The organism is Methylobacterium sp. Leaf89, from assembly GCF_001422215.1.
Classification (GTDB): domain Bacteria; phylum Pseudomonadota; class Alphaproteobacteria; order Rhizobiales; family Beijerinckiaceae; genus Methylobacterium.
The window spans coordinates 196,815-217,517 of sequence record NZ_LMML01000004.1; the positions used below are offsets into that span (position 1 = coordinate 196,815).

A 20,703-nucleotide genomic window follows, 5' to 3' on the forward strand; every position below is an offset into this window, starting at 1 on the left:
GGCGCCGCCTCGTCTCCCGATCCGAAACCCCCATCGAGCCGACGCATGCGCCTGAACATCTCCGCCTGGGCGATCCGCCACCCGATCGCGCCGCTCGTGCTGTTCCTGGTGCTGATCGTGCTCGGTCTCGTCAGCTTCCGCAGCCTCGCGGTGACGCGGATGCCCAACGTCGACGTGCCGATCGTCTCGGTGACGATCACGCAGAGCGGGTCGGCCCCCGCCGAGCTGCAGACGCAGGTCACGAAGTGGGTCGAGGATTCCATCGCCGGGGTGCGCGGGGTCAAGCACATCACCTCGGCCATCACCGAGGGCTCCTCCGTCACCACGGTGGAGTTCCGCCTGGAGGTGAACACCGACCGGGCCGTCAACGACGTCAAGGACGCGGTCTCCAAGATCCGCATCAACCTGCCCCGCACCATCGACGAGCCGGTGATCCAGCGCGTCGAGATCACCGGCCTGCCGATCCTAATCTACGGCGTGACGTCGCCCGGCATGACGCCGGCCGAGCTGTCCTGGTTCGTGGAGGACAAGGTCGCCCGCTCGCTCCAGGGCGTGAAGGGCGTCGGCGGCGTCGAGCGCGTCGGCGGCGTCGCCCGCGAGATGCGCGTCACCCTGCTCCCCGACCGCCTGCTGGCGCTGGGCATCACGGCGGCCGACGTGAACCGTCAGCTGCGCCTGACCTCCGCCGACATGGCGGGCGGCCGCGGCGAGGTCGGCGGGCGCGAGCAGTCGATCCGGACGCTGGCCGCCTCGCGCTCTCTGCGCGACCTCAAGGCCACCTCCATCGTGCTTTCCGGGGGCCGCAAGGTCCGCCTCGACGAACTGGCGACGCTGGAGGATGCCATCGAGGAGCCGCGCACCTTCGCGCGCTTCAACGGCGAGCCGGTGGTCGCCTTCGCGGTCTCGCGCGGCTCGGGCGCCAGCGACGCCGAGGTCGCGGCCGGTGTCGAGACGCGCATCGCCGCGTTCAAGACCGCCTATCCCGACATCCGGTTCGAGACCATCGACTCCTCGGTGGCGGCCACCATCGGCTCCTACGATTCGGCGATGCACACCCTGATCGAGGGGGCGGCGCTCGCCGTGCTGGTGGTGTTCCTGTTCCTGCGCGACTGGCGCGCGACGCTGATCGCCGCGATCGCCCTGCCGCTCTCGGTCTTCCCGACCTTCTGGGCGATGGACGCGATGGGCTTCACCCTGAACGGCATCAGCCTGCTCGCCATCACGCTGGTCACCGGCATCCTCGTCGACGACGCCATCGTGGAGATCGAGAACATCGTCCGGCACATGCGGCTCGGCAAATCGCCCTACCGCGCCGCCATCGAGGGCGCCGACGAGATCGGGCTCGCGGTCATCGCCATCACGGCGACCCTGATCGCGGTGTTCGCACCGGTCTCCTTCATGGGCGGCATCGCGGGCCGCTACTTCATGCAGTTCGGCCTCACCATCGCGGTCTCGGTGTTCATGTCGCTGCTGGTCGCGCGCCTGATCACCCCGATGCTGGCCGCCTACTTCCTGCGCGACCACGACCACGAGGAGGCGAAGGAGGGCCCGGTGATGCGCGCCTATGGCCGCGTCGTCGGCTGGTCGGTGCGCCACCGCGTCGTCACGCTGATCGTCGGCCTCGCGCTGTTCGCCGGCTCGCTGGCCTCCACCGGCCTCCTGCCCTCGGGGTTCGTGCCGAAGCAGGACAATGCCCGCACGCTGTTCATGGTCGAGCTCGCGCCCGGCGCCCGCCTGCCCGACACCGTCGCGGTCTCGGACCGGGTGGTGGCCCGCATCCGGGCCCTGCCCGAGGTGGTCTCGGTCTTCGTCGACGGCGGCCGCCAGGCCGGCGGCAAGAAGGAGACCCGGCTCGCCACCCTGATCGTCAACCTGACGCCGAAGAATCAGCGCTCCGCCAAGCAGGCCGCCATCGAGACCGAGATCGCCGGCCTGCTCGCCCAGGAACCCGACATCCGCTCCTGGACCCTGCGCGACGGCGGCCAGCGCGACCTCGCTCTCGTGGTCGGCGGACCCGATGTCGACGTGGTCACCGAGGTCGCCGCCCGGCTCCAGCGCGACATGGCGGCGATCCCCCACCTGGTCTCGGTGATGTCGACGGCCCCCCTCAACCGCACGGAGGTCCGCATCCGGCCGAAGGCGGGGGCGGCGGCCGATCTCGGCGTCTCCACCGACGCCATCGCCGAGACCGTCCGGGTGGGCACCATCGGCGACATCGGGCTGAACCTGGCGAAGTTCAACGCGCCCGACCGGCAGGTGCCGATCCGGGTGCAACTGCCGGAGAGCGCCCGCGGCGCGGTCTCGCGTCTCGAGAACCTCAAGGTGCCGGCCAAGAACGGCGCCGCCGTGCCGCTGGCGGCCGTCGCCGACATCGAGCTCGACCAGGGGCCCGGCGCCATCGAGCGCTACGACCGCGTGGTGCGCGTGGCCGTGGAGGCCAACATGGAGGGCTCCGACGCCCTCGGCTCCCTCATCGCCCAGGCGCTGGAGACCCCCACGGCCAAGACCCTGCCGCCGGGCGTCACCATCCGGCAGACCGGCGACGCCGAGATCATGGGCGAGGTGTTCTCGGGCTTCCTCATGGCGATGGGGGCCGGGATCATGATGGTCTACGCGGTGCTCGTGCTGCTGTTCGGCTCGTTCCTGCAGCCGCTGACCATCCTGTTCTCGCTGCCCCTCTCCATCGGCGGCGCGATCCTCGGCCTGCTGATCCTGAACATGCCGATCTCGATGCCGGTGGTGATCGGCATCCTGATGCTGATGGGGCTGGTGACGAAGAACGCCATCATGCTGGTGGACTTCGCCGTGGAGGAGATGGCCCGCGGCGTCGACCGGGTCACCGCCATCGTGGATGCGGGCCGCAAGCGCGCCCGGCCCATCGTGATGACCACCATCGCCATGGCGGCCGGCATGGTGCCCTCCGCCATGGCGATGGGCATCGGCGGCGAGTTCCGCGCGCCGATGGCGGTGGCGGTGATCTCGGGCCTGATCGTCTCGACCCTGCTCTCGCTGGTCTTCGTGCCGGCGGTGTTCCTGCTCATGGACAGCCTCGGCGCCGTCCTCGGCCGGCTCCTCGGCCGCTTCGTCGGCGCGACGGACGAGGCGCCCCTCCCCGTCCCCCACGCCTGAGGTCACGCGGGGCGCCCCCGGGCTAGGGGCGCCCGCGACGGATCAGTCGATCCGGTCGCTGCGGCGCAGCTGGGCCGGCAGGGCGAACAGGCTGATGGCGGCGGCCGCGAGGCAGAGCCCGGCGATCACCCAGATGGCCGGGGTGGTCGATCCGGTCAGGTCCTTGACCCAGCCCACCATGACCGGGCTGACGATGCCGCCGAACTGCCCGAGGGTGTTGATCAGGGCGATGCCGCCGGCGGCGCCGACCCCGGTGACGAGCTTCGGCGGCAGGGTCCAGAAGGTCGGGATCGAGGCGACGATCCCGGTGCCGACGAGGCAGAGGGCCAGCATCAGCGGCACGATCTGCCGGTCGAACAGGCCGGCGGCGAAGAAGCCCAGGGCCGCCGCGATGGCGAGGCCGGCCACGAATTTCGGTCGGTTCCCGGAGGCGTCGGACAGCCGCCCGATCACCACCATGCTGATCGCCCCGCAGATGTAGGGCAGCGCCGCCAGGAGCCCGACCAGGCCGGTGCTGGCCCCGCTCGCCGTCCGGATCAGGTCCGGCCCCCAGAAGTTCAGGCCGTAGGAGCCGATCTGGAGCAGGAAGTAGATCAGCCCGACCTTGAGGAAGCCGGGGCTGCGGATGGCGCCCAGGAGCGAGTGGTCGCCGATCCCGCGGTTGGCCTCGGCGATCTGGCTCGCCACCAGGCTCTTCTCGGAGTCGGTGAGCCAGCGGGCATCGCCGACGCGGTCGTCGAAGCGGCGCATCACCAGGGCGCCAAGGAGCAGGCAGGGCAGGCCGCCGGCAAGGAACAGCCACTGCCATCCGGCCAGTCCCGCGACGCCGTTGAGCGAACTCAGGATCAGCCCCGAGACCGGGGCGCCGACGATGCCCGAGAAGGCCGAGGCCACGAACAGCATCGAGGTGATGCGCCCGCGGCGCGAGGCCGGAAACCACAGGGTCAGGTAGTAGAGGATGCCGGGGGCGAAGCCCGCCTCCATGGCGCCGATGAGGAAGCGCAGGGCGTAGAAGTGCCATTCCTGGGTGATGAACACCATGGCGGCGGTGGCGAGCCCCCAGGAGATCATGATCCGGGCGATCCAGCGCCGGGCGCCGACCCGGTACAGGATCAGGTTCGAGGGCACCTCGAAGATGACGTAGCCGACCACGAACAGGCTCGCGCCGAGGCCGTAGGCGGTGTTGCTGAAGCCGAGGTCGCTCTGGAGCTGGAACTTGGCGAAGCTGATGTTGATGCGGTCGAAGAAGGCGAACAGGTAGCAGACCATGATCAGCGGCATCAGCCGCCAGGCGATCTTCCGGTAGGTGGCGGCTTCGCGGGTCTCTGCGGGCGCGCCGAGGGCGGCCGGAGCGGCGAGGGTCATGGTGTCTCTCCCTGGAGGCGTCTCGATGGCGCGCCGCCCTTATCCGGGCGGTCTTGCGGGTTCTGCCGATCTTGCGTGTTGGGCTTGTCTTGCGTCGAACCCCCGCCTCAGGCCGCGATCCCGGGCGGCGGCGGGTGGAGGTCGCCGGGGCGCCCGGCCTGGGCCACCTGCCCCGGGACGGGATGGCCGACGAGGGCCGGCAGCCCGCGCGACAGGGCGATCAGCCCGTCGAGGTCGAGGCCGGTGGGGATGCCCATCTCGTGGGCCATGCTCACGAGGTCTTCGGTGCAGATGTTGCCGGTGGCCCCCGGGGCGAAGGGGCAGCCGCCGAGGCCGCCGAGGGCCGCGTCGAAGCGCCGGGCGCCGGCCGCCCGCGCCGCCAGCACGTTGGCGAGGCCGAGGCCGCGGGTGTTGTGGAAGTGGAGCGTCAGCGCCTCGGCCGGGACGAGCCGGAGGGCGCGGGCCACGCGGTCGCCGACTTGGCGCGGGTTGGCCATGCCGGTGGTGTCGGCCAGCGTGATGCCGTCGATCCCGAGGGCGCGGTAGCGCGCGACGATGTCGAGGACCCGCTCCGCCGGCTGGCCGCCCTCGAAGGGGCAGCCGAAGGCGGTGGCCACCGTCGCGTTGAGGCGCACGCCGGTGCCGCGCGCCGCCGCGACGATCCGCGCGAAGGCGTCGAGGGAGGCCTCGCGGGTCAGGCCCATATTGGCGCGGTTGTGGGTCTCGCTCGCCGACATGACGAGGTTGAGCTCGTCGGCGCAAGCCGCGAGCGCCCGTTCGGCGCCCTTCAGGTTCGGCACCAGGGCGACGTAGAGCGTGCCCGGGCGCCGGGTGATCCGGGCCAGCACCTCGGCGGCGTCGCGCAAGGCGGGAACCGCCTTGGGCGAGACGAACGAGGTCGCCTCGATCCGGCTGAAGCCCGCCGCCGAGAGGGCGTCGATCAGCGCGACCTTGTCGGCGGTCTCGACGAAGGCGGGCTCGATCTGCAGGCCGTCGCGGGGCGCGACCTCCTGGACGATCAGGGGCGTCTCGTCGCCCGGGCTTCCGGTCCCGCTGCGCCTCAGGCCGCCGCTCACGCCACCGCTCCCGTGGTCCGCAGGGCCGCGATCGCCGCGGCGTCGTAGCCGAGATCCGCCAGCACCGCGTCGGTGTGGGCGCCGAGGGCCGGACCGGACCAGCGCACCTCTCCGGGGGTCTCGGAGAGCTTGGGCACGATGCCGGGCATCTTCACCGCCGTGCCGCCGGGCAGCGCGGTCGGCAGGATCATGTCGCGGGCCTGGTAGTGCGGGTCGGCGACGATGTCGGCCACCGAGTAGATCCGGCCGGCGGGGACCTGCGCCGCCTCCAGGGCCTCCAGCGCATCGGCGATGCTGCGCGCGCCCGACCAGTCCGCGATGGCCGCGTCGAGCCGCGCGGCCTGGGCCGAGCGGCCGTCGTTGCTGCGCAGGGCTGGGTCGTCGGCGAGGTCGGGCCGGCCGATCGCCCGCATCAGGCGCCGGAAGATCGGGTCGCTGTTGCCCGCGATGACGACGTAGCCGCCATCCTGGGTCGGGTAGGTGTTCGAGGGCGTGATGCCCGGCAGGGCGCCGCCCGTCCGGGTGCGGACCTCGCCGAGGAGGTCGTATTCCGGGACGAGGCTCTCCATCACGTTGAAGACGCTCTCCACCAGCGAGACGTCGATGACCTGGCCCTTGCCGCCGGCGGTCTTGACGTGGAGGAGCGACATCAGCGCGCCGATGACCCCGTGCAGGGAGGCCAGGGTGTCGCCGATGCTGACGCCGACGCGGGCGGGCGGGCTGTCCGGATGGCCGGTGGTGAAGCGCAGGCCGCCCATCGCCTCGCCGATGGCGCCGAAGCCCGGCCGGTCGCGGTAGGGACCGGTCTGGCCGTAGCCGGAGATCCGGACCATGACGAGGTTGGGGTTGAGGGCGGAGAGGTCCGCCCAGCCCAGCCCGAGCTTCTCCAGGCCCCCGGGGCGGAAATTCTCGATGACCACGTCGGCGCTGGTGGCGAGCGCCCGCACCACCGCGGCGCCCTCCGGCGCCTTCAGGTCGACGGCGATGGACTTCTTGTTGCGGGACTGGAGGTACCACCAGAGGGAGGTGCCCTCGTGCAGCTTGCGCCACTTGCGCAGGGGATCGCCCTCCCCCGGTGCCTCGACCTTGATCACCTCGGCACCGAACTCCGCCATCAGGCGGGCGGCGAAGGGGGCGGCGATGAGCTGTCCGAGTTCGAGAACGCGGATTCCGGCGAGCGGTCCGGCCATGAACGGTTCCTCCGGTGGTCTGTCGGCGACGGTCTTCTCGGATCGTCTTCCTGCCCATCGATAGCCGCGCAGGGCCGGCGAAGGCCAACCGTCTTTCGGCGACGACCGTTCGCGTCCGGAGAACGCTTCGCGGCTCAGGCCGCGTCGGCGGTGAGGCTCGCGACGAGGAGGCTCGCCGCCGGGGAGCGTTCGCCGGGGCGGGAGACGATCCGCAATTCGCGCTGGGCCCAGGGGTCGGTGAGGGGGATCGCGGCGAGGTCCATGGCGCTTCCCAGGAGGGCGAAGACCCCGAGGGGCACCACGCCGAGCCCCATATCGGCCTGGGCCATGCGCAGGACCGCGTCGAAGCCCGGCACGTGGACGCGCAGGCGCAAGGGGCGGCCGATGCTCTGCGCCTCGCCGCGCACGCTGGCATAGATCGAGCTCTCGGCGTGCAGCCCGACGAAGTCGTGGTCGAGGGTGTCCCGGAAGGCGAGTGCGGGCCGGTCCGCCAGGGGATGGTCGTGGCGCATGACCACGACGAGGCTGTCGCGGCGGTAGAGCACGCTGGTCAGGTCCCGGGCCGGGATGCTGCCGGAGCAGATGCCGAGCTCGGCCAGGCCCGCCTCGACGCCGGCCACCACGCCGCCGCTCGGGCGCTCCTCCAGGCTGATCTTGATGGCCTCCTGGCGCGCCAGGAAGGCGCGCAGGTCCTCGGGCAGGAACTGCACGATAGCCGACAGGTTGGCGAACATCCGCACGATGCCCCGGACGCCCTTGGCGTGCTCGGCGAGCTCCACCACGATCTGCTCGACGTCGTGCAGCATGCGCCGGGCGTGATGGAGCAGGGTCTCCCCGGCCGGGGTCATCACCATGCCCCGCGCCTGGCGCGTCATCAGCTGGACGCCGAGACTCTGCTCCAGCTCGACCAGGCGCTTGCTGACGGCGGAGGGGGCGATCGCCGCCCGCCGGGCCGCCTGGGTCAGGGTGCCGTCCTCGCACATCGCCACGAACAGGCGCAGCGTCGTCGGATCGAGGCGCCGCAGGAGCGTCGGGGCCAGCATGTCCATCCCTCTCACCGGCCCCGACCGGCGCGGACTGCACCCCGGGGCTCCGGCGAGACTACAGCGCCGGACGGCCCGACGGACCAGCCCGGCGGCGGCAGATCGGCGCGTCCGTCTCCGAAGGCCCGGAGAACCGGCCTCCGGGGCCGATGGGTCGGCCTCGGGCCAGCGGACGGCGCCGGCGACGCCCCGGACGCCCGGGCCGCCCGGGCCGTCGGCGACCACGGGGCCGCCGGAATCCCCCATGCAGACCTCAGCCCCGCCGCGGGCGACCGCGATGGGGAGGCCCGTCGTGGTGCGCAGCACCGGGTCGAGGCGGGTCGTCCTGAGGGAGCCGACGCCCCTGGCGCGACAGCCCCGCCCCGGTGAGGGTCGGCGCCTGGGGCACGGTGGGCCGGCCGAGCCGGAGCGGTTCGCGTCCGGGCACGGGCCGGGAGAGCCGCAGGACGGCGGTGTCGAGGGACAGGGCTGCAGGCGGGAAGACGCGGACGGCAGGTCGTCCGGGAGGGTGTCGCAGCGGGCGAGCGCCGCGACCCGGTCGGTCCGCGTGCTCGGGCGGGCCCCTTCGGACCGGACGACCGCCGAGGCGACGGAATCGTCCCGCACGCCATGGCCGGCGGTGCGGACGAGGTCCGGGGGATGACCACGTCGGCGCAGCGGTTCGGGCCGATCGCGACCGCGTGGCGGCGGCCGACGCTCGCCCTGCCCTTTCGGGGTCTCCCGCTTCGGCTTCCCACTCTGCCCCACGACCTCGACACGTCGCTGCCCCTGAACGACGGGCGCTGCCGGACCCCGACGGATCTCGGCCGCCACGACGCGGCCCATCGCGCCGCCCGCAGTGCCGGAGGTTCCCGCGCCGCCGACGTTCCCGGCGCCACCCTCCGAACGCCCGAGGGGGCGGACAGAGGCCCCGGAGAGGTGAAGGCGCCGCCCGGGTGGGAATGAGCGCGCCATCGCGCGCCCTGCGATGGGTCTCGGCCGCGACGCTCTTCCGAAGGTCCGGGCTTCGGGTAATGCTTCGGATTCTCTACCCCTTCGCAAGCATCCTGCCCTGGATGATCGCGATATCCGGCGTCAGGCCCAGCATGATCCGTCAAAAGCGACTTATCCGATCCTGATGCTGATCGGAGACAATCGTACTTTTTGACTATATATTTTCTAGGATCGCTATGATCTAATATCAAATGTTGATCTTCGGTGTCGACTTCAGAGGGGCACGTGTTCGGATCTTTTGTCCGCAAGTTCGAACCTCGTTTCAGTCTTTCGGATGCGGACCGGGACGCTCTCGAGCAGGCCAACGCTCACGGCCGCTTCGTCGGTCCCCGGACGGACATCGTCTCGGAGGGCGACGTTCCGGATCACCTCCACATCATTCGCAGCGGACTGGCCTGCCGCTGCAAATTCCTGCCGGACGGGACCCGGGTCATCCTCGCCTTCCTCATTCCGGGGGATGTCTGCGATCTCAACGTGCCGATCATCGGTGCGCTCGACCATTCCATCGCGACGCTCACCCTGTGCGAGGTGGCGCGCGTCCCGCACGACGTTCTGGGCCGGCTCACGGCCAGCTATCCGTCGCTGGATCACGTCCTTCGCTGCGCCGCGCTGGTCGATGAGGCGATCCTGCGCGAGTGGTTGCTCGTCGTGGGGCATCGCCCGGCCGACAGGCGGCTCGCGCATGTCTTCTGCGAACTTCTGGTGCGCTTCCAATCCGTCGGGCTGGCGACCGGGAACGGGTACGAGCTTCCCCTCACGCAGGTCGACCTGAGCGATGCGCTCGGATTGTCGCCCGTTCATGTGAACAGGACGCTCGGGAGCCTGAAGCGTCGGAGGCTGATCGCCCTCGACGGCAAGCAGGTGGCCATCCCCGATGTCGAAGCGCTCAAGGACTTCGCGATGTTCGACCCGGCCTACCTGCACCTCGCGCCCGAGGCGAGCGCACCGCGTGTGGCGTAGGCCGTCGGCCCGCGATGCCGCGGCCGTTCGGAGGCATGACGCCACCGCCGGCGCCTGTTTGGAGAGGCCCAGACACCAGCGGTAGCGGCTGTCATCCTGGACAGCTTGCCGACCATGATCCGCGGTCTTTCGCCTGCATTGCGATGGATCAATGCCGCCCGCCGGCGTGCTGAACAGGATTCGCGTCCGGTGATCGCGCTCCTTCGAGGCCTTCCCGCACGTACGCGCCGTCGCGGCTCTTCGGGGCCTGTGCGGAGAGATCCATGCCTCGGTACTTCTTCGACATCTACGACGGACACACCGAGCGCGACGATGTCGGCACGGAATTCGCCGGTCCGCGGGAAGCCGTCCTCCATGCCAAGCGCATCCTGCCCGAGATCGCGATCCACGAAGGTTGGGCGGACGGACATTGCCAAGCCTTCACGGTGCTGGTGACGGACGACGAGGACCATCCGGTGTACTCGGCCGCCCTGTGTTGCATCGGAACCTGGTTGCTTCGCTGAGCGCCGGTCAGGGCCCCCCGTCACGCCGGGGAGGCCCCGGCTGCGTCCGGCGCCGGTCCGGGCCGGGTTGGCGAAACGCCGCGCCGGGGACAGGGCGCCCGGGTCAGGTGACGTAACGGTCGGTGGCGTAGAAGCCGGGGTTCGAGCGGACGAAGTCGATCATCCGGCAGAGGCCGTCATCGATCGACATCCGCGGCGCCCAGCCCATGGCGCGGTGCGCCAGACCGTTGTCGGAGATCAGCTTGAGCACTTCGCTCTGCTCCGGCCGCATCCGCTGCGCCTCGGTCACGATCGGCTTGTCGACACCCATCAGTTCGAGGATGCGGTGGGCGAACCAGCCGACCGAGTAGGTCTCGCCCGTGCCGAGATTGATCGTCATCCCCTCGATGCCCGGCTGCGAGCCGGCCGCGAGGAAGCCCGCCACCGTGTCGGAGACGTAGGTCATGTCGCGCTCCGGCGTCAGGGAGCCGAGGCGGATCTCGTCCCGGGCGAAGGCCTGCGAGATGATGGTCGGGATGAAGGCGCGGGCACTCTGGCGCGGCCCGTAGGTGTTGAAGGGCCGCAGGGTCACCACCGGCAGCTCGAACGAGCGGGCATAGCTCTCGGCGAGCTTGTCGGCGGCGATCTTGGAGGCGGAATAGGGAGACTGCCCCTGGAGCGGGTGGGTCTCGTCGATCGGCGTGCGCAGGGCCGTCCCGTAGACCTCCGAGGTGCTCGTATGGACGATCCGCCCGACGGCGCTGCGGCGCCCGGCCTGGAGCACGTTCAGGGTGCCCTCGATGTTGGCGCGGACGTAGCTGCGCGGTGCCTCGTAGGAATAGGGAATCGCGATCAGGGCGCCGAGGTGCAGCACGACGTCCAGGCCCTCGAGGGTCTGGTAGATGAAGTCGCTGTCCTCGATGTTGCCGAAGGCCACCGTCATCGCGGCCCGGACCTCGGGGTCGAGGAAGTCGAGGTTGCCGACCCGGGCGCCGGAATTGTAGCGCACGATCGCCGTGACCTCGGCGCCGGCCCGCACCAGGGCGTCCACGAGGTGGCTGCCGATGAATCCGCCGGCGCCGGTCACCGCGACCCGCTTGCCCTGCCATGCTGTTCCGTCCATCTCATGCTCCCCAACGGCTTTCCCGAAACACAGTTTCAAGTAGTTCAGCGCACGGTCAGGATCTGCGCAATCGACACAAACGGATTAGGAAGCTTTCAGCGGCATTTCGGGCGTGGGCCGAAGGATGCTCAGCGCTCGGCACGGGCGAGCGGCTCGCGCAGGACCCGGTCGAGCAGGATCTGCCCGACGTAGGGGCGGTGCCCGAGGGCGCGTTCACGGGTGTAGATCTCGCGAATGGTCGCGCTGTCCTCGGCGTCCCAGTAATCCAGGCTGAGGATCGGCACCGGCGGCTCCGCCTCGGCGAGGGGGCGCAGGGCCTGCCGGTGCGGGTCGAGTTCGCGGGGCTCCGTCCAGCGGTAGCCGTTCGCTGGGGCGTCGTAGGTCGTCAGCAGGCTCTCGGCGACGACCCCGTCGACCTGCCCGATGAGCTCGGGCAGCAGGGCGTAGCCGCGATTCATCAGCAGCATCCGGTCGGGATGGCGCCGGCGGATGGTTCGGACGAGGTCGATGGCGGCCGAGCGCATGCCGGCATAGCGCTCGGGGTCGGTCTGCTCGAGATGGGGCGGGGTGTCGAGGGTGTCGAAGAACAGCCCGGAGAACCCGCGCTCCAGCAGAGCCGGAATCGCGACGTCCAGGATCAGGGCACGCCAGGCGGGCCGGCGCACGTCGCACAGTACGGTGTCGGGCCAGTTCGGGTTCTCGCCGAGGAGGAGATCCGGGTCGTCGAGCTGCGCGAACAAGGGACTCGTGCGCTTGATCTCGCCGAGGCTGAGATAGCCGAGCACCTCGGTTCCGAGGTCCCGCATCGGCGTCAGGGGGCTCTTGAAGCCCGGATCGAGCACGACGAGGTCGAAGCCCTCGAATGCGGCCGGCTCCAGGTCTTCGCCGTAGAACAGCGTCCAGGCCAGATGGGGGTGGCGGAGCCGGTCGCGCGCGCGGGCCGGCCGGTCGAGGAGCAGGCCCGCGGCCCCGAGGCCGGCGAGCAGCCGCAGCACGCTTCGGCGCAAGATATTGGGGCGCAGGATGCTGGGATGCAGGATGCTGGGATGCAGGATGCTTGGACGCAGGATGCTTGGACGCAGGATGCTTGGACGCCCGACGCTGCGGCGTCCATCGGCGGGATCACGCATCGCTCGACCTTCTGAATCGAAAGTAGCGGCGAACCGGCCGGGCCCGTGCCTCGGCCGGCCGCAGGGACGTGTTGTTGGTGACGAAGGCATGGAAATGCAGCCAGGGCAGCTCGTGGGCGAGGAGCGTCACCGCGAGGAGGAACGTGAGGGCCGAGGCGAACAGGTTGCCGTATCCGAAGAACGGGAATCCGAGGGGCAGGAGGGCGGCGGTGAGCGTTCCGTTCAGGATGCAATACGTCGCCGAGACCGCGAGGGCGTGGCGGCGCAGGTCGAAGTAGAGCAGGAAGATGAAGCAGAAGGAGGCGCTGGTCTGGAACACCATTCCGACCAGGGCCGCCCGCAGGATGCCCATCTGGCTCGCCCGCAGTCCGAGGGGTTCGATCGCCACGTAGGAGACCAGGATGGCGATGAGGGCGACGGCCGCGAGGGCGATGAACAACCCGGACAGCTTGGCCATGACGAAGCGCGACAGGCGTGCCTGCTTTCGCGCGAGGTCGCGACGGCTGACCCCGTGGGCGAGGCTGCCGTAGAAGGCGCGGCTCAGGCGGAAGAAGTTGGTCTCCACGTGGACGAAGAACACCGCCAGGATGGGGATCGACGCGAGCTGCGCCCAGAACATCGGCGTGTCGTAGTTCGGCATGGTCCGGAAGGCGCCGCCCACCGTGGTCACGCCGATGGGCGCGGCGACCCACATGATGAGCTTGTCGACCCAGAGGCCGAGGGCGCAGGTGAGCCCGATCAGCGGCAGGTCCCAGTGCGTGTGCAGGGACCGCGCCAGCGCGGCATCGGGCACGAGCGCCACCCCATATTCCTGCAGCAGGCGGCGGGCGAGGACGAGGTCGACGACCGTCAGCCCGATGTTGAAGGCCGTGAGGAGCCGGAGCGGCTCGCTGCTCGGGGCGATCGCGATGAGCGCGACCATGACGGCCGCACCGGCGCCGAAGGCCACGGCGACGATGACGTGGCTCCGGATCGCGCCCATGAAGGGGATCAGGAGCCAGGCCGCGCCCATCAGCAGCAGGTTCTGCAGACCGGCCACCGTATCCGGGCCGGGCAGGTCCGCCGCGAACAGGTAGAGCGGGCCGGCGACGACGAGGGCCGCGGCGGCGAAGAGGGCCTGCGCGGCGACGAACGCGTAGGTGACGCTCGTGTCGCGCTTCAGCCAGACCTGGTCCGAGACGAAGCGCGTGCAGACGAAGGCGATCGGGCCGGTGAGAATCGCCGAGATCAGGGCGTTGTAGATGATGACCGAGCGGAAGAGCGGCAGTCCGGGACAGTCGTCGGTGGGACAGGCGGCGAGATCGATGCCGCCGATCGCCAGGACCGTGAAGATCCACGGACCCGCCACCAGCAGGGCCGCGTAGACGTAGGCTCCGGCGGTGCTGGTCAGGGAGCGCCCCTGCGTCATGCGCTCGAGGGCGAAGCCTAGGCCGGCCATGGAATCCTCCCGATCTCCGCCGCCGGACCGTCATCCCGCAGGGATTCGGAGCTTCGGGGGGCTGGTGGATCGAGCGAGGCCGGGTCGAGCGAGGCATAAAGCGCCTCGTAGAGCCCGACGACCCGGTCCTGATCGAACACCGTACGGATGCGCGCGCGCAGGCTCCGGCCCATGCGCGCCCGCAGGTCGCCGTCGCGCAGGAGGCGCGCGAGGGCATCGGCCGTCGCCTGCGGGTCGCAGGCGCGCACGACGAATCCGCCCGCCGTGTCGGAGTCGGGCCCGTCCGGTCCTTCGAGGATCTCGCGGCACGAGCCGACATCGGTCGTCACCGCGGGCACGCCGGCGGCTCCCGCCTCCAGGATCGACAGGGGCTGGGCCTCGCTGATGCTGGTGAGGGCGATGACGTCGGTCTGTCCGAAATAGGTCTTCACGTCCCGAACCCGGCCGAGGAACCGGACTGTGTTCTGCAGGCCGAGCTGGCGCACCAGGGCCCGGCACTCGGCCGCGTAGGCGGGATCCTCGTCCTCGGGCCCGATGATGATCGCGTCGACGTCGGGGACCTGACGGCGCAGCAGGCCGGCAGCCTCGATGAAGGTGCGGATGTCCTTGATCGGGACGAGGCGGCCGACCAGGAGGACGGTGGGGCGGCGCGGCTGCGGACCGGGCGGGATGTCGGCGAACTGGTCGAGGCGGATGCCGTTCGGGATCATGCGCAGCTTCGCCTCGGCTGCCCCGTCCTCGATCTGGTAGAGCTGGTTGGTCCGGAACTGCGTCGTGATGAGGTCGGCGGCGTCATAGGTGATCCGCGCCATGGCGTTGAAGGCGTTCAGCCAGACCCGTCGCAGCTCGGGAGCCGTGCCGGTGACGTCGAACCCGCCCGCGCCGGACTCGTAGATCCAGTCGGCGACGGAGAGCTCGATCCGGCGCTCGTTGGTATAGATGCCGTGCTCGGTCACCACGAAGGGCCGCCCCGTCAGGGCCTTGGCCCGGGCCCCGAACAGTCCCGGATAGCCTGTCGAGATGGCATGGTAGATGCGGGCCGGCGGGATCGGCGCGGTGGCGATCGCGATGAGGCTGCGGGCCAGGAAGCGCCAGGTCCAGAAGAAATCGACGAGGGGCGCCCCGGGGAGCATCTCCTCGTAGATCCGTTCGAGCGCGGTCCAGGCGGGGCGCGAATCGAGCAGGGCCCGCTGCCGGAGATCGCACCGGTCGAGCTCCCGGACGCACCGGACCCAGGCCTGCGCGCCCCCATCGGTGAGGACGGCCTGCAGGTCCCGGATCAGCGGCGCGATCGTTTCCCGCCCCCGCAGGAGCGGCAGGCGTCCCGGCGGGCAGGCGTCGATGGGCACGTCGACGATGCGCTCGACGTTCGCCGGAAGGTCGAACTTCCGGGTCCGTTCCTGGTCCGAGGTCGTGAAGGCCACGAGGCTGAAGCGCTTGTCCGGAAAGCTGCGGATGAAGCTGTCGGTCCAGGAGGAGACGCCGCCGAGGAGGTAGGGGTACCCGCCCTCCACGAGCAGGCACACGTCCGATGGGCCGGAGGCGGTCTGCGTGCTCACGGCAGGGCCTCCCGCGGGAGGGGCGGGGTCGGAGCGCCGCTCTCGGCCTCGATGGCGGCCAGCAGCGCCCGGGCGGCCGTGTTCTCCGGTTCGGCCGCGAGGGCCTGGCTCGCGGCGACGCGGGCGGCCGCCATCTCCGTGCGGGCCTGCAGGGCCTCCGTCAGGCCCGACTCGGCGTAGGCGCGGCGCGCCGCCGCGAGGGCGAGCCAGGGGCCGGCCGCGCCCGGGGCCTGGGCCACGGCCACCTCCAGGGCGATGAGGTCCCGGGTGAAGCGGGTCTGGAGCTTGGCGAGGACCGTCGAGGCCAGCACGCGCACGGAGGCGTCGGTATCCTGGAGCGCGGCGCGGATCACATGGGTCAGGCACGGATCGAAGCGCCGCCCCACGATCGCCAGCGCCTCGAACTTGGCTTCCTTCGCGCCGCCATCGAGGATGTCCGCCAGGGGCACCACACTGCTGGCCTTGCCGACCCGGAGACGCCCATCGCGCAGGTCGCTGCTGAGCCGGCCGCAATCCGTTCGCGGGTCGAGATGACCCTCCGTCTCGAGCCAGGTTCCGAAAGCCTCGGCCGGTCGCGGAGGCGCCGCGCCGCGATCGAGGAGGGCGAGGCCGATCGCCAGGAGGGTGCCGAAGGGACCGCCGATGAAGGTCCAGAGGGTGAGGTGCGCCAGCCGCGCCGCCTCGCCCGGTGCCTGAGCGTCCTGCAGGGTGCGCAGGCCGAGGATCAGGCACAGGCCGACATGCCCCGCGAGGACGACGACGGGACCCACGAGGGCATGGAGCAGCGCCGCGGCGAGGGCGAGCTCCCCGAGCGCCGTGGCGAGGGCGACCACGGTCGGGGAACGGGGGACGCGAAGGTGCGCGTCCCAGGCGGTCCGGGGCCGCGCGGCGGCGAGCGGATCCGGGACGTCGATCAGCATCGCTCCGCCCCGGCCACCAGGCTCCCCATGGCCAGCGCCAGGTCCAGCGCGCGCGGCGCGGCTTCGGCGAGGGTCTGGTTGGGCAGCAGGCCCTCGATCAGGAGCAGGCCGCGCGGGCCCGGGGCGCCGTGGGCCGGAAGGGCGACGGCGAGGACCGCGCCGTCCGGCAGTCTCCGGGCATCCGCGGCGCGATCCCGGCGCCAGAGCCGGTCCGGCGCCTGCGCGACGGCTTCGGCCAGCGTGCCATCGATGGCCGGTGCGGTGGCCCGGTCGCGCGCTCCGCCCTCCGCGACCGTGGCCAGGGGGGCGAGGCCCCGGGGCGTGGCCGCGTAGACCGTGAGTCGGGAGGCTCCCACGAGCCGGCGGCCCAGCTCCGCCAGGCTCGTCGCCAGGCGGAGGCCGTCCTCGGCGTCCAGGCAGGCGAAGGCCTTGCTCACGCTGCCGAGGGTGCGGGTCTCGGCGGCGAATCGGAGTTCGAGGCGACCGATCTCCCCCATGGCGGCGGAGAGGCCCCGGCCGAGGCTGTCGGCCTCGTCGAGGGCGTCGTCCCGCTGCTGGCGCAACTCGGCCGCGTGGAAGATGTGGAGGCTGCGCAACCCGCCGAGGACCAGGGCGCAGGCCAGCCACGCCGTCGGCTCGGCGACGACCTGGCGTGAGTAGGCGTAGTAATCCTGGGTCGCGAGCTGCGAGGGCAGTGCCGAGCTGTACAGCGCCAGGGTCGCCACCAGGGTGGCGAAGACGCCGCCCGCGAGGCCGTACTGCGCCGAGATCAGGATGACCGGGATCCAGAACGGCCGGGGTGTCATCCAGGCATAGCGGCTGCCGTCGAAGACCAGGTGGTCGATCAGGACCAGGAACAGGACGAGGCCGATGACCTCCGGGACGTAGCGCCGCCATCCCAGCAACGGGCTGGATCGATCCTGATCCGATGCGCCCCGCTCACCCGCCGCCGCAGTCGTCACCGCATGGCCTCCCACAGGCATCCGCGGCAGGCCATCGAAGTCGATCGCCGGCGCACCGCAAGATCCTGAAACATCTTGAAAAGAGCAGGAATTCAGCTGCGAAGAAATATCGCCGGACCTAGCGATCTTGGATTAGCGCAGGACCAATGCTGTCATCCGTCCGTGTTACCCGTCCGGCCGCCCGTCTTCCGCCCGGCCGAGGGGGCGCGCCCGGTCGGCCGGACGCGGCTCGGCCCCGGGCGGTGGGCGAAGCCCCGTGTCGGACCACATCCGTCCGATCCCTTGGGGATGCCGGATGCGGGCTTCGCTCGAGCGCCGCGCCGGCTTGCCGATACGGGCACCGCTTCGAGATCGAGCGGAGCCCGCATCAGGCGTTGTGCGTCACCGTCAGGGTCTGCGCGGCCTTCGCCTGATCCGCGGAGGGCCGCGCGTGGAACCAGGCGCCGCCGAGATGGGGAGCCCAGGACACCACGCCCTTGGTGTTCACCAGATAGGCGAGCTCGGTCCGGTTCTTGGCCTGGAGCTTCTTCATGATGTTGCGCACATGCACCTTCACCGTGTTGGTGCACATGTTGAGTTCATAGGCGATCACCTTGTTCGGCTTGCCGATCTGCAGGACGCCGAGCACGGCCGCCTCGCGCTCCGTCAGCCGGACCGACCCGCGTCCGCGCGCCTCCGCGGCCGGAGGCGCGGGGGGCGTGCAGACGATCCCGGACGGGACGAAGCAGCCGCCGGCCAGCACCAGGGCGATGGCGCTCTGGGCCACCTTCACGGAACTCGTCATCGGGATGAATCCGCTGAGCCCCCGTCGCATCGCCTCGGTGACCTGATGGTAATCCTCGAGTTCCGACAGGAGGACGATCGGAACGCCGGGACTGACGCTGACGAGGGTATCCAGTTCGCTCTCCATCTGGGCGATGCTGCGATGGGTCGCCGCGATCACGATGACGGAGGCCGGGGGCCGTTCCGTCGCGGCCTTCTGCCAGAGTCCGACGCTGCAGAAGCCCAGGACCTGGGGGGCGTCGGTACTTTTCTGGATCTGGGAGATCAAGCTCTCCCGGAACAGGACCCGGGGGTCGATGATGACGACCGTGGATTGTTCAGACCTCGCAACGGAAATGCCCGATTCGATTGCGACGAGTGACATAGTCAGCCCTCCCATGCGATCTTCGGTATGCGCCGACTCCAGCGTCACTCGTGAGGTCCGAGATGTTTGCCGCGACGATTTGATTAGCTACAATGGGATTGTGTGGATTACAAGCGATTACTTAACGATCGTTTTGGTGTTAATCTTTGATAAGATATCGGTAGTTTTTCGACTTTCTGAATAGCGAATTACCGATCTCCTTTGGAATCGATCGCGGAAAGCCGGCTCAGAATGCTCTGCTGAAAACTTGTAGAACGCAGGCGTCGGCGCGCGATGGTATCCCCACTCGCGGCTGAGGGACTGTCCTCTGCGGGCCGCATGGGCAGCGGACGGTATCGTTCCCGAGTGGCGGCGCTCACGGTCTCCTACGTCGGTTGACCGAGATTGGTCTGCTTCCGGTGAGCATATCCCGATCGCAGAAGAGTCCATTTTCTAGCGAAAAGGAATTAGCTTCACTGGTTTTGAGCGCATTCGCGGTATCATTCAGCTTGAAAACCTTAGTTTTGAATTCTTGTGTTTTGTTTTTTACTCGCTCTCATGGCTCGCATCGGGGCTTGGGTGCGGACAACGCGTCATGTTGGCCAGTTACGGCACATCGTCGATCGGTCGTCTTCGTGAACCCGGACGCGCGGGCGCGGCGGGGCGGCCATGAGGATCGGCTGGCGCTTCCTCGGTCTCTGGGCCTTTGCCGCCGCCGCGACCGCCTACGCCCTCTCGCCCGGCTCCGAGGAGCAGCTCGCGATGCTGGCGCGGGACGGGCGAACCAGCGAGGCTGCGAGCGAGTTGGCGCGGCTTCTCGCCTTGGGACGCCGGGATCCGGCCTTCCTCGCGGCGGCCGCACGCGCCCTCGAGTCCACCGGCAACCGAGGGCTCGCGGAGGATCTCCTCGAGCGGTACCTGGTGGAGCGGCCCGGGGACGTGCAGGCCCTGGAATGGCTCGCCAATCTCTACCGGGCGTCCGACGACCGTCCGGCCGCCACCCGCACCCTGGTGACCCTGGTGGCCCTGGCCCCGACCCGGCCGCGCCTGTGGGCGCTCCTCGACCTCTACCGGGCCCAGGAGCGCCTCGACGAGGAGCGCGAATTCCTGAAGAGCATCGTCGACGAGACGCTGCTGCGGCCCGTGGACGTCGAGCGCCTGGGCATTCTCCTGTCCTGGGCCGGGGAGCGGGCGGCGGCGTTGGACGCCCTGCGCCGGGCCGACGCGCTGATGCCGGGCACGCAGGAGATCGGTCGGATCGTCCTGTTCGACCTCCTTCTCGCCGAAGGCCTGCGGGAGGAGGCCGCCGAGCGCGCCGGCCATTGGATCGCCGATTGGCGCGACAAGCCCTGGCTCGGCGTGCACGTGGTGCGCCGGATGGCGGCACGGGGGGACCCGGCTTCCGCCGTCGCCCTCGGCGCGCAGGTGATCGCCCTCAGCCCGGAGACGCGCTTCTACCTGGCGCGGGTGGTGGCCGAGGACGGGAACCGGCGCATCGCCACCCTGCTCCTCGAAGACTGGGCGCAGGGCGGTCCACAGCCTTCCTCCGACGCGGTGGCCGGCTACGTGGCAGCCGCCTATGCGGTGGGAGACGTCGCGGCGCTCTGGCGCAAGGCCTTGCGGATCCTCGCCGAGCCCGGCTGGTACGAGGCGCAGATCGCGATCGTGGAAGCCCTGGCCCTGCGCTACGGCCTCGATGCGATCGCGCCGCTGCGGCCCCGCCTGTCCTGGGCCGCCCTGCAGCGCCAGCCCCTGTTCGCCGCGCGGCTGGCGCTGCACGAGGGCAACCCGTTCCTGGCCCGCCGCGTCCTCGAATCCGTCGATCCGGAGACCCTGACCGCTCCGGCCCGGACCGAGTGGGTGGCGCTCGTCAGCCTGATCTCCGGCGACGCGGCGGCCCTGGCGGCCCTGGGCGATCTCCTGCGCCGGGACCGGCTCCCGACCGACCTGCTCCCGGTCCAGCTGCGTCTGGCCGAGCGCCTCGGCCATGGCGGGGAGCAGCGCCTCGGCCTCGAGGCCCTGCGTCGGAGCGCCCTCGCCCCGGCGACCATCGCGCGGCAGGCGCAGGCCCAGCAGGCGCAGGTTCAATCCACGGCGAAGGCCGGGCTCGACGCCCGGAGGGTGCAGTGAACGGCGCCCCGACGACACCCCGATCACCGGGTCGAATCCCACGAACACGCCGAATCCCACGAACTCAAGGAGCCGAG

At 70.6% G+C, this 20,703-nt stretch carries 15 protein-coding genes; 4 read left to right on the top strand and 11 right to left on the bottom strand.

Translation table 11 applies throughout. The features are described 5' to 3' along the window. Positions 1-45: 45 nt before the first annotated feature. Positions 46-3,129, top strand: coding sequence for an efflux RND transporter permease subunit (locus ASF18_RS02295; RefSeq protein WP_056349019.1), 3,084 nt, complete (start codon positions 46-48; stop codon positions 3,127-3,129). Positions 3,130-3,171: 42 nt separating this feature from the next. On the opposite strand, the gene ASF18_RS02300 is transcribed toward ASF18_RS02295, so the two are convergent. The 4 genes from ASF18_RS02300 to ASF18_RS02315 form a co-directional block, all read right to left on the bottom strand. Then, positions 3,172-4,494, bottom strand: coding sequence for an MFS transporter (locus ASF18_RS02300; RefSeq protein ID WP_056349022.1), 1,323 nt, complete (start codon positions 4,492-4,494; stop codon positions 3,172-3,174). A 107-nt stretch (positions 4,495-4,601) separates the two neighbouring features. Continuing rightward, entirely contained in the window at positions 4,602-5,570 is a 969-nt protein-coding gene (locus tag ASF18_RS02305) for a hydroxymethylglutaryl-CoA lyase (protein ID WP_244472536.1), read from the bottom strand. Next, positions 5,567-6,760 carry a CaiB/BaiF CoA-transferase family protein gene (locus tag ASF18_RS02310; protein ID WP_056349023.1) on the bottom strand — a complete coding sequence of 398 codons (1,194 nt, stop codon included), beginning with the start codon at positions 6,758-6,760 and terminating at the stop codon, positions 5,567-5,569. The genes ASF18_RS02305 and ASF18_RS02310 overlap by 4 nt, the downstream gene beginning before the upstream one ends. Positions 6,761-6,894: 134 nt before the next feature. Further along, the gene (locus tag ASF18_RS02315) at positions 6,895-7,803 is read right to left on the bottom strand and encodes a LysR substrate-binding domain-containing protein (RefSeq protein WP_056215717.1); all 909 of its coding nucleotides are present in this window, start codon (positions 7,801-7,803) and stop codon (positions 6,895-6,897) included. A gap of 1,218 nt (positions 7,804-9,021) precedes the next feature. On the opposite strand from ASF18_RS02315, the gene ASF18_RS02330 reads away from it, so the two are divergent. Next, positions 9,022-9,756, top strand: coding sequence for a Crp/Fnr family transcriptional regulator (locus tag ASF18_RS02330; RefSeq protein WP_056349030.1), 735 nt, complete (start codon positions 9,022-9,024; stop codon positions 9,754-9,756). A gap of 263 nt (positions 9,757-10,019) precedes the next feature. Further along, positions 10,020-10,259: a hypothetical protein gene (locus ASF18_RS02335; protein WP_056349032.1), complete on the top strand. Its 240-nt coding sequence runs from the start codon at positions 10,020-10,022 to the stop codon at positions 10,257-10,259. A 103-nt stretch (positions 10,260-10,362) separates the two neighbouring features. On the opposite strand, the gene ASF18_RS02340 is transcribed toward ASF18_RS02335, so the two are convergent. The 7 genes from ASF18_RS02340 to ASF18_RS02370 form a co-directional block, all read right to left on the bottom strand. Then, on the bottom strand, positions 10,363-11,361 hold the full coding sequence (locus tag ASF18_RS02340; RefSeq protein WP_082486960.1) for a GDP-mannose 4,6-dehydratase: 999 nt from the start codon (positions 11,359-11,361) through the stop codon (positions 10,363-10,365). Positions 11,362-11,489: 128 nt separating this feature from the next. After that, positions 11,490-12,491: an endo alpha-1,4 polygalactosaminidase gene (locus tag ASF18_RS02345; RefSeq protein ID WP_056349036.1), complete on the bottom strand. Its 1,002-nt coding sequence runs from the start codon at positions 12,489-12,491 to the stop codon at positions 11,490-11,492. Continuing rightward, positions 12,484-13,929: an exopolysaccharide Pel transporter PelG gene (gene pelG / locus ASF18_RS02350; protein WP_056349038.1), complete on the bottom strand. Its 1,446-nt coding sequence runs from the start codon at positions 13,927-13,929 to the stop codon at positions 12,484-12,486. Before pelG ends, ASF18_RS02345 begins: the two co-directional genes overlap by 8 nt. Beyond that, complete coding sequence (pelF, locus tag ASF18_RS02355) at positions 13,917-15,488, bottom strand: GT4 family glycosyltransferase PelF (protein ID WP_056349042.1); 1,572 nt, start codon at positions 15,486-15,488, stop codon at positions 13,917-13,919. Before pelF ends, pelG begins: the two co-directional genes overlap by 13 nt. Then, positions 15,485-16,408, bottom strand: a complete 924-nt coding sequence (locus ASF18_RS23435; protein ID WP_056349047.1) for a hypothetical protein — start codon at positions 16,406-16,408, stop codon at positions 15,485-15,487. The genes pelF and ASF18_RS23435 overlap by 4 nt, the downstream gene beginning before the upstream one ends. Then, a complete protein-coding gene (locus ASF18_RS02365) occupies positions 16,402-17,313 on the bottom strand; it encodes a hypothetical protein (protein WP_056349050.1) in 912 nt (303 codons plus the stop codon). Before ASF18_RS02365 ends, ASF18_RS23435 begins: the two co-directional genes overlap by 7 nt. Positions 17,314-17,737: 424 nt before the next feature. Further along, positions 17,738-18,421 carry a response regulator transcription factor gene (locus ASF18_RS02370; protein WP_162239151.1) on the bottom strand — a complete coding sequence of 228 codons (684 nt, stop codon included), beginning with the start codon at positions 18,419-18,421 and terminating at the stop codon, positions 17,738-17,740. 744 nt (positions 18,422-19,165) lie between these two features. Here ASF18_RS02370 and ASF18_RS02375 point away from each other — a divergent pair. Beyond that, positions 19,166-20,626 carry a hypothetical protein gene (locus ASF18_RS02375; RefSeq protein WP_056349055.1) on the top strand — a complete coding sequence of 487 codons (1,461 nt, stop codon included), beginning with the start codon at positions 19,166-19,168 and terminating at the stop codon, positions 20,624-20,626. Positions 20,627-20,703 lie beyond the last annotated feature (77 nt).

Coding starts and splice junctions, on each gene's coding strand:
- ASF18_RS02295 (WP_056349019.1), top strand. CDS start 46: ATGCGCCTGAACATCTCCGCCTGGGCGATCCGCCACCCGATCGCGCCG.
- ASF18_RS02300 (WP_056349022.1), bottom strand. CDS start 4,494: ATGACCCTCGCCGCTCCGGCCGCCCTCGGCGCGCCCGCAGAGACCCGC.
- ASF18_RS02310 (WP_056349023.1), bottom strand. CDS start 6,760: ATGGCCGGACCGCTCGCCGGAATCCGCGTTCTCGAACTCGGACAGCTC.
- ASF18_RS02315 (WP_056215717.1), bottom strand. CDS start 7,803: ATGCTGGCCCCGACGCTCCTGCGGCGCCTCGATCCGACGACGCTGCGC.
- ASF18_RS02335 (WP_056349032.1), top strand. CDS start 10,020: ATGCCTCGGTACTTCTTCGACATCTACGACGGACACACCGAGCGCGAC.
- ASF18_RS02340 (WP_082486960.1), bottom strand. CDS start 11,361: ATGGACGGAACAGCATGGCAGGGCAAGCGGGTCGCGGTGACCGGCGCC.
- ASF18_RS02345 (WP_056349036.1), bottom strand. CDS start 12,491: ATGCGTGATCCCGCCGATGGACGCCGCAGCGTCGGGCGTCCAAGCATC.
- pelG (WP_056349038.1), bottom strand. CDS start 13,929: ATGGCCGGCCTAGGCTTCGCCCTCGAGCGCATGACGCAGGGGCGCTCC.
- ASF18_RS23435 (WP_056349047.1), bottom strand. CDS start 16,408: ATGCTGATCGACGTCCCGGATCCGCTCGCCGCCGCGCGGCCCCGGACC.
- ASF18_RS02375 (WP_056349055.1), top strand. CDS start 19,166: ATGAGGATCGGCTGGCGCTTCCTCGGTCTCTGGGCCTTTGCCGCCGCC.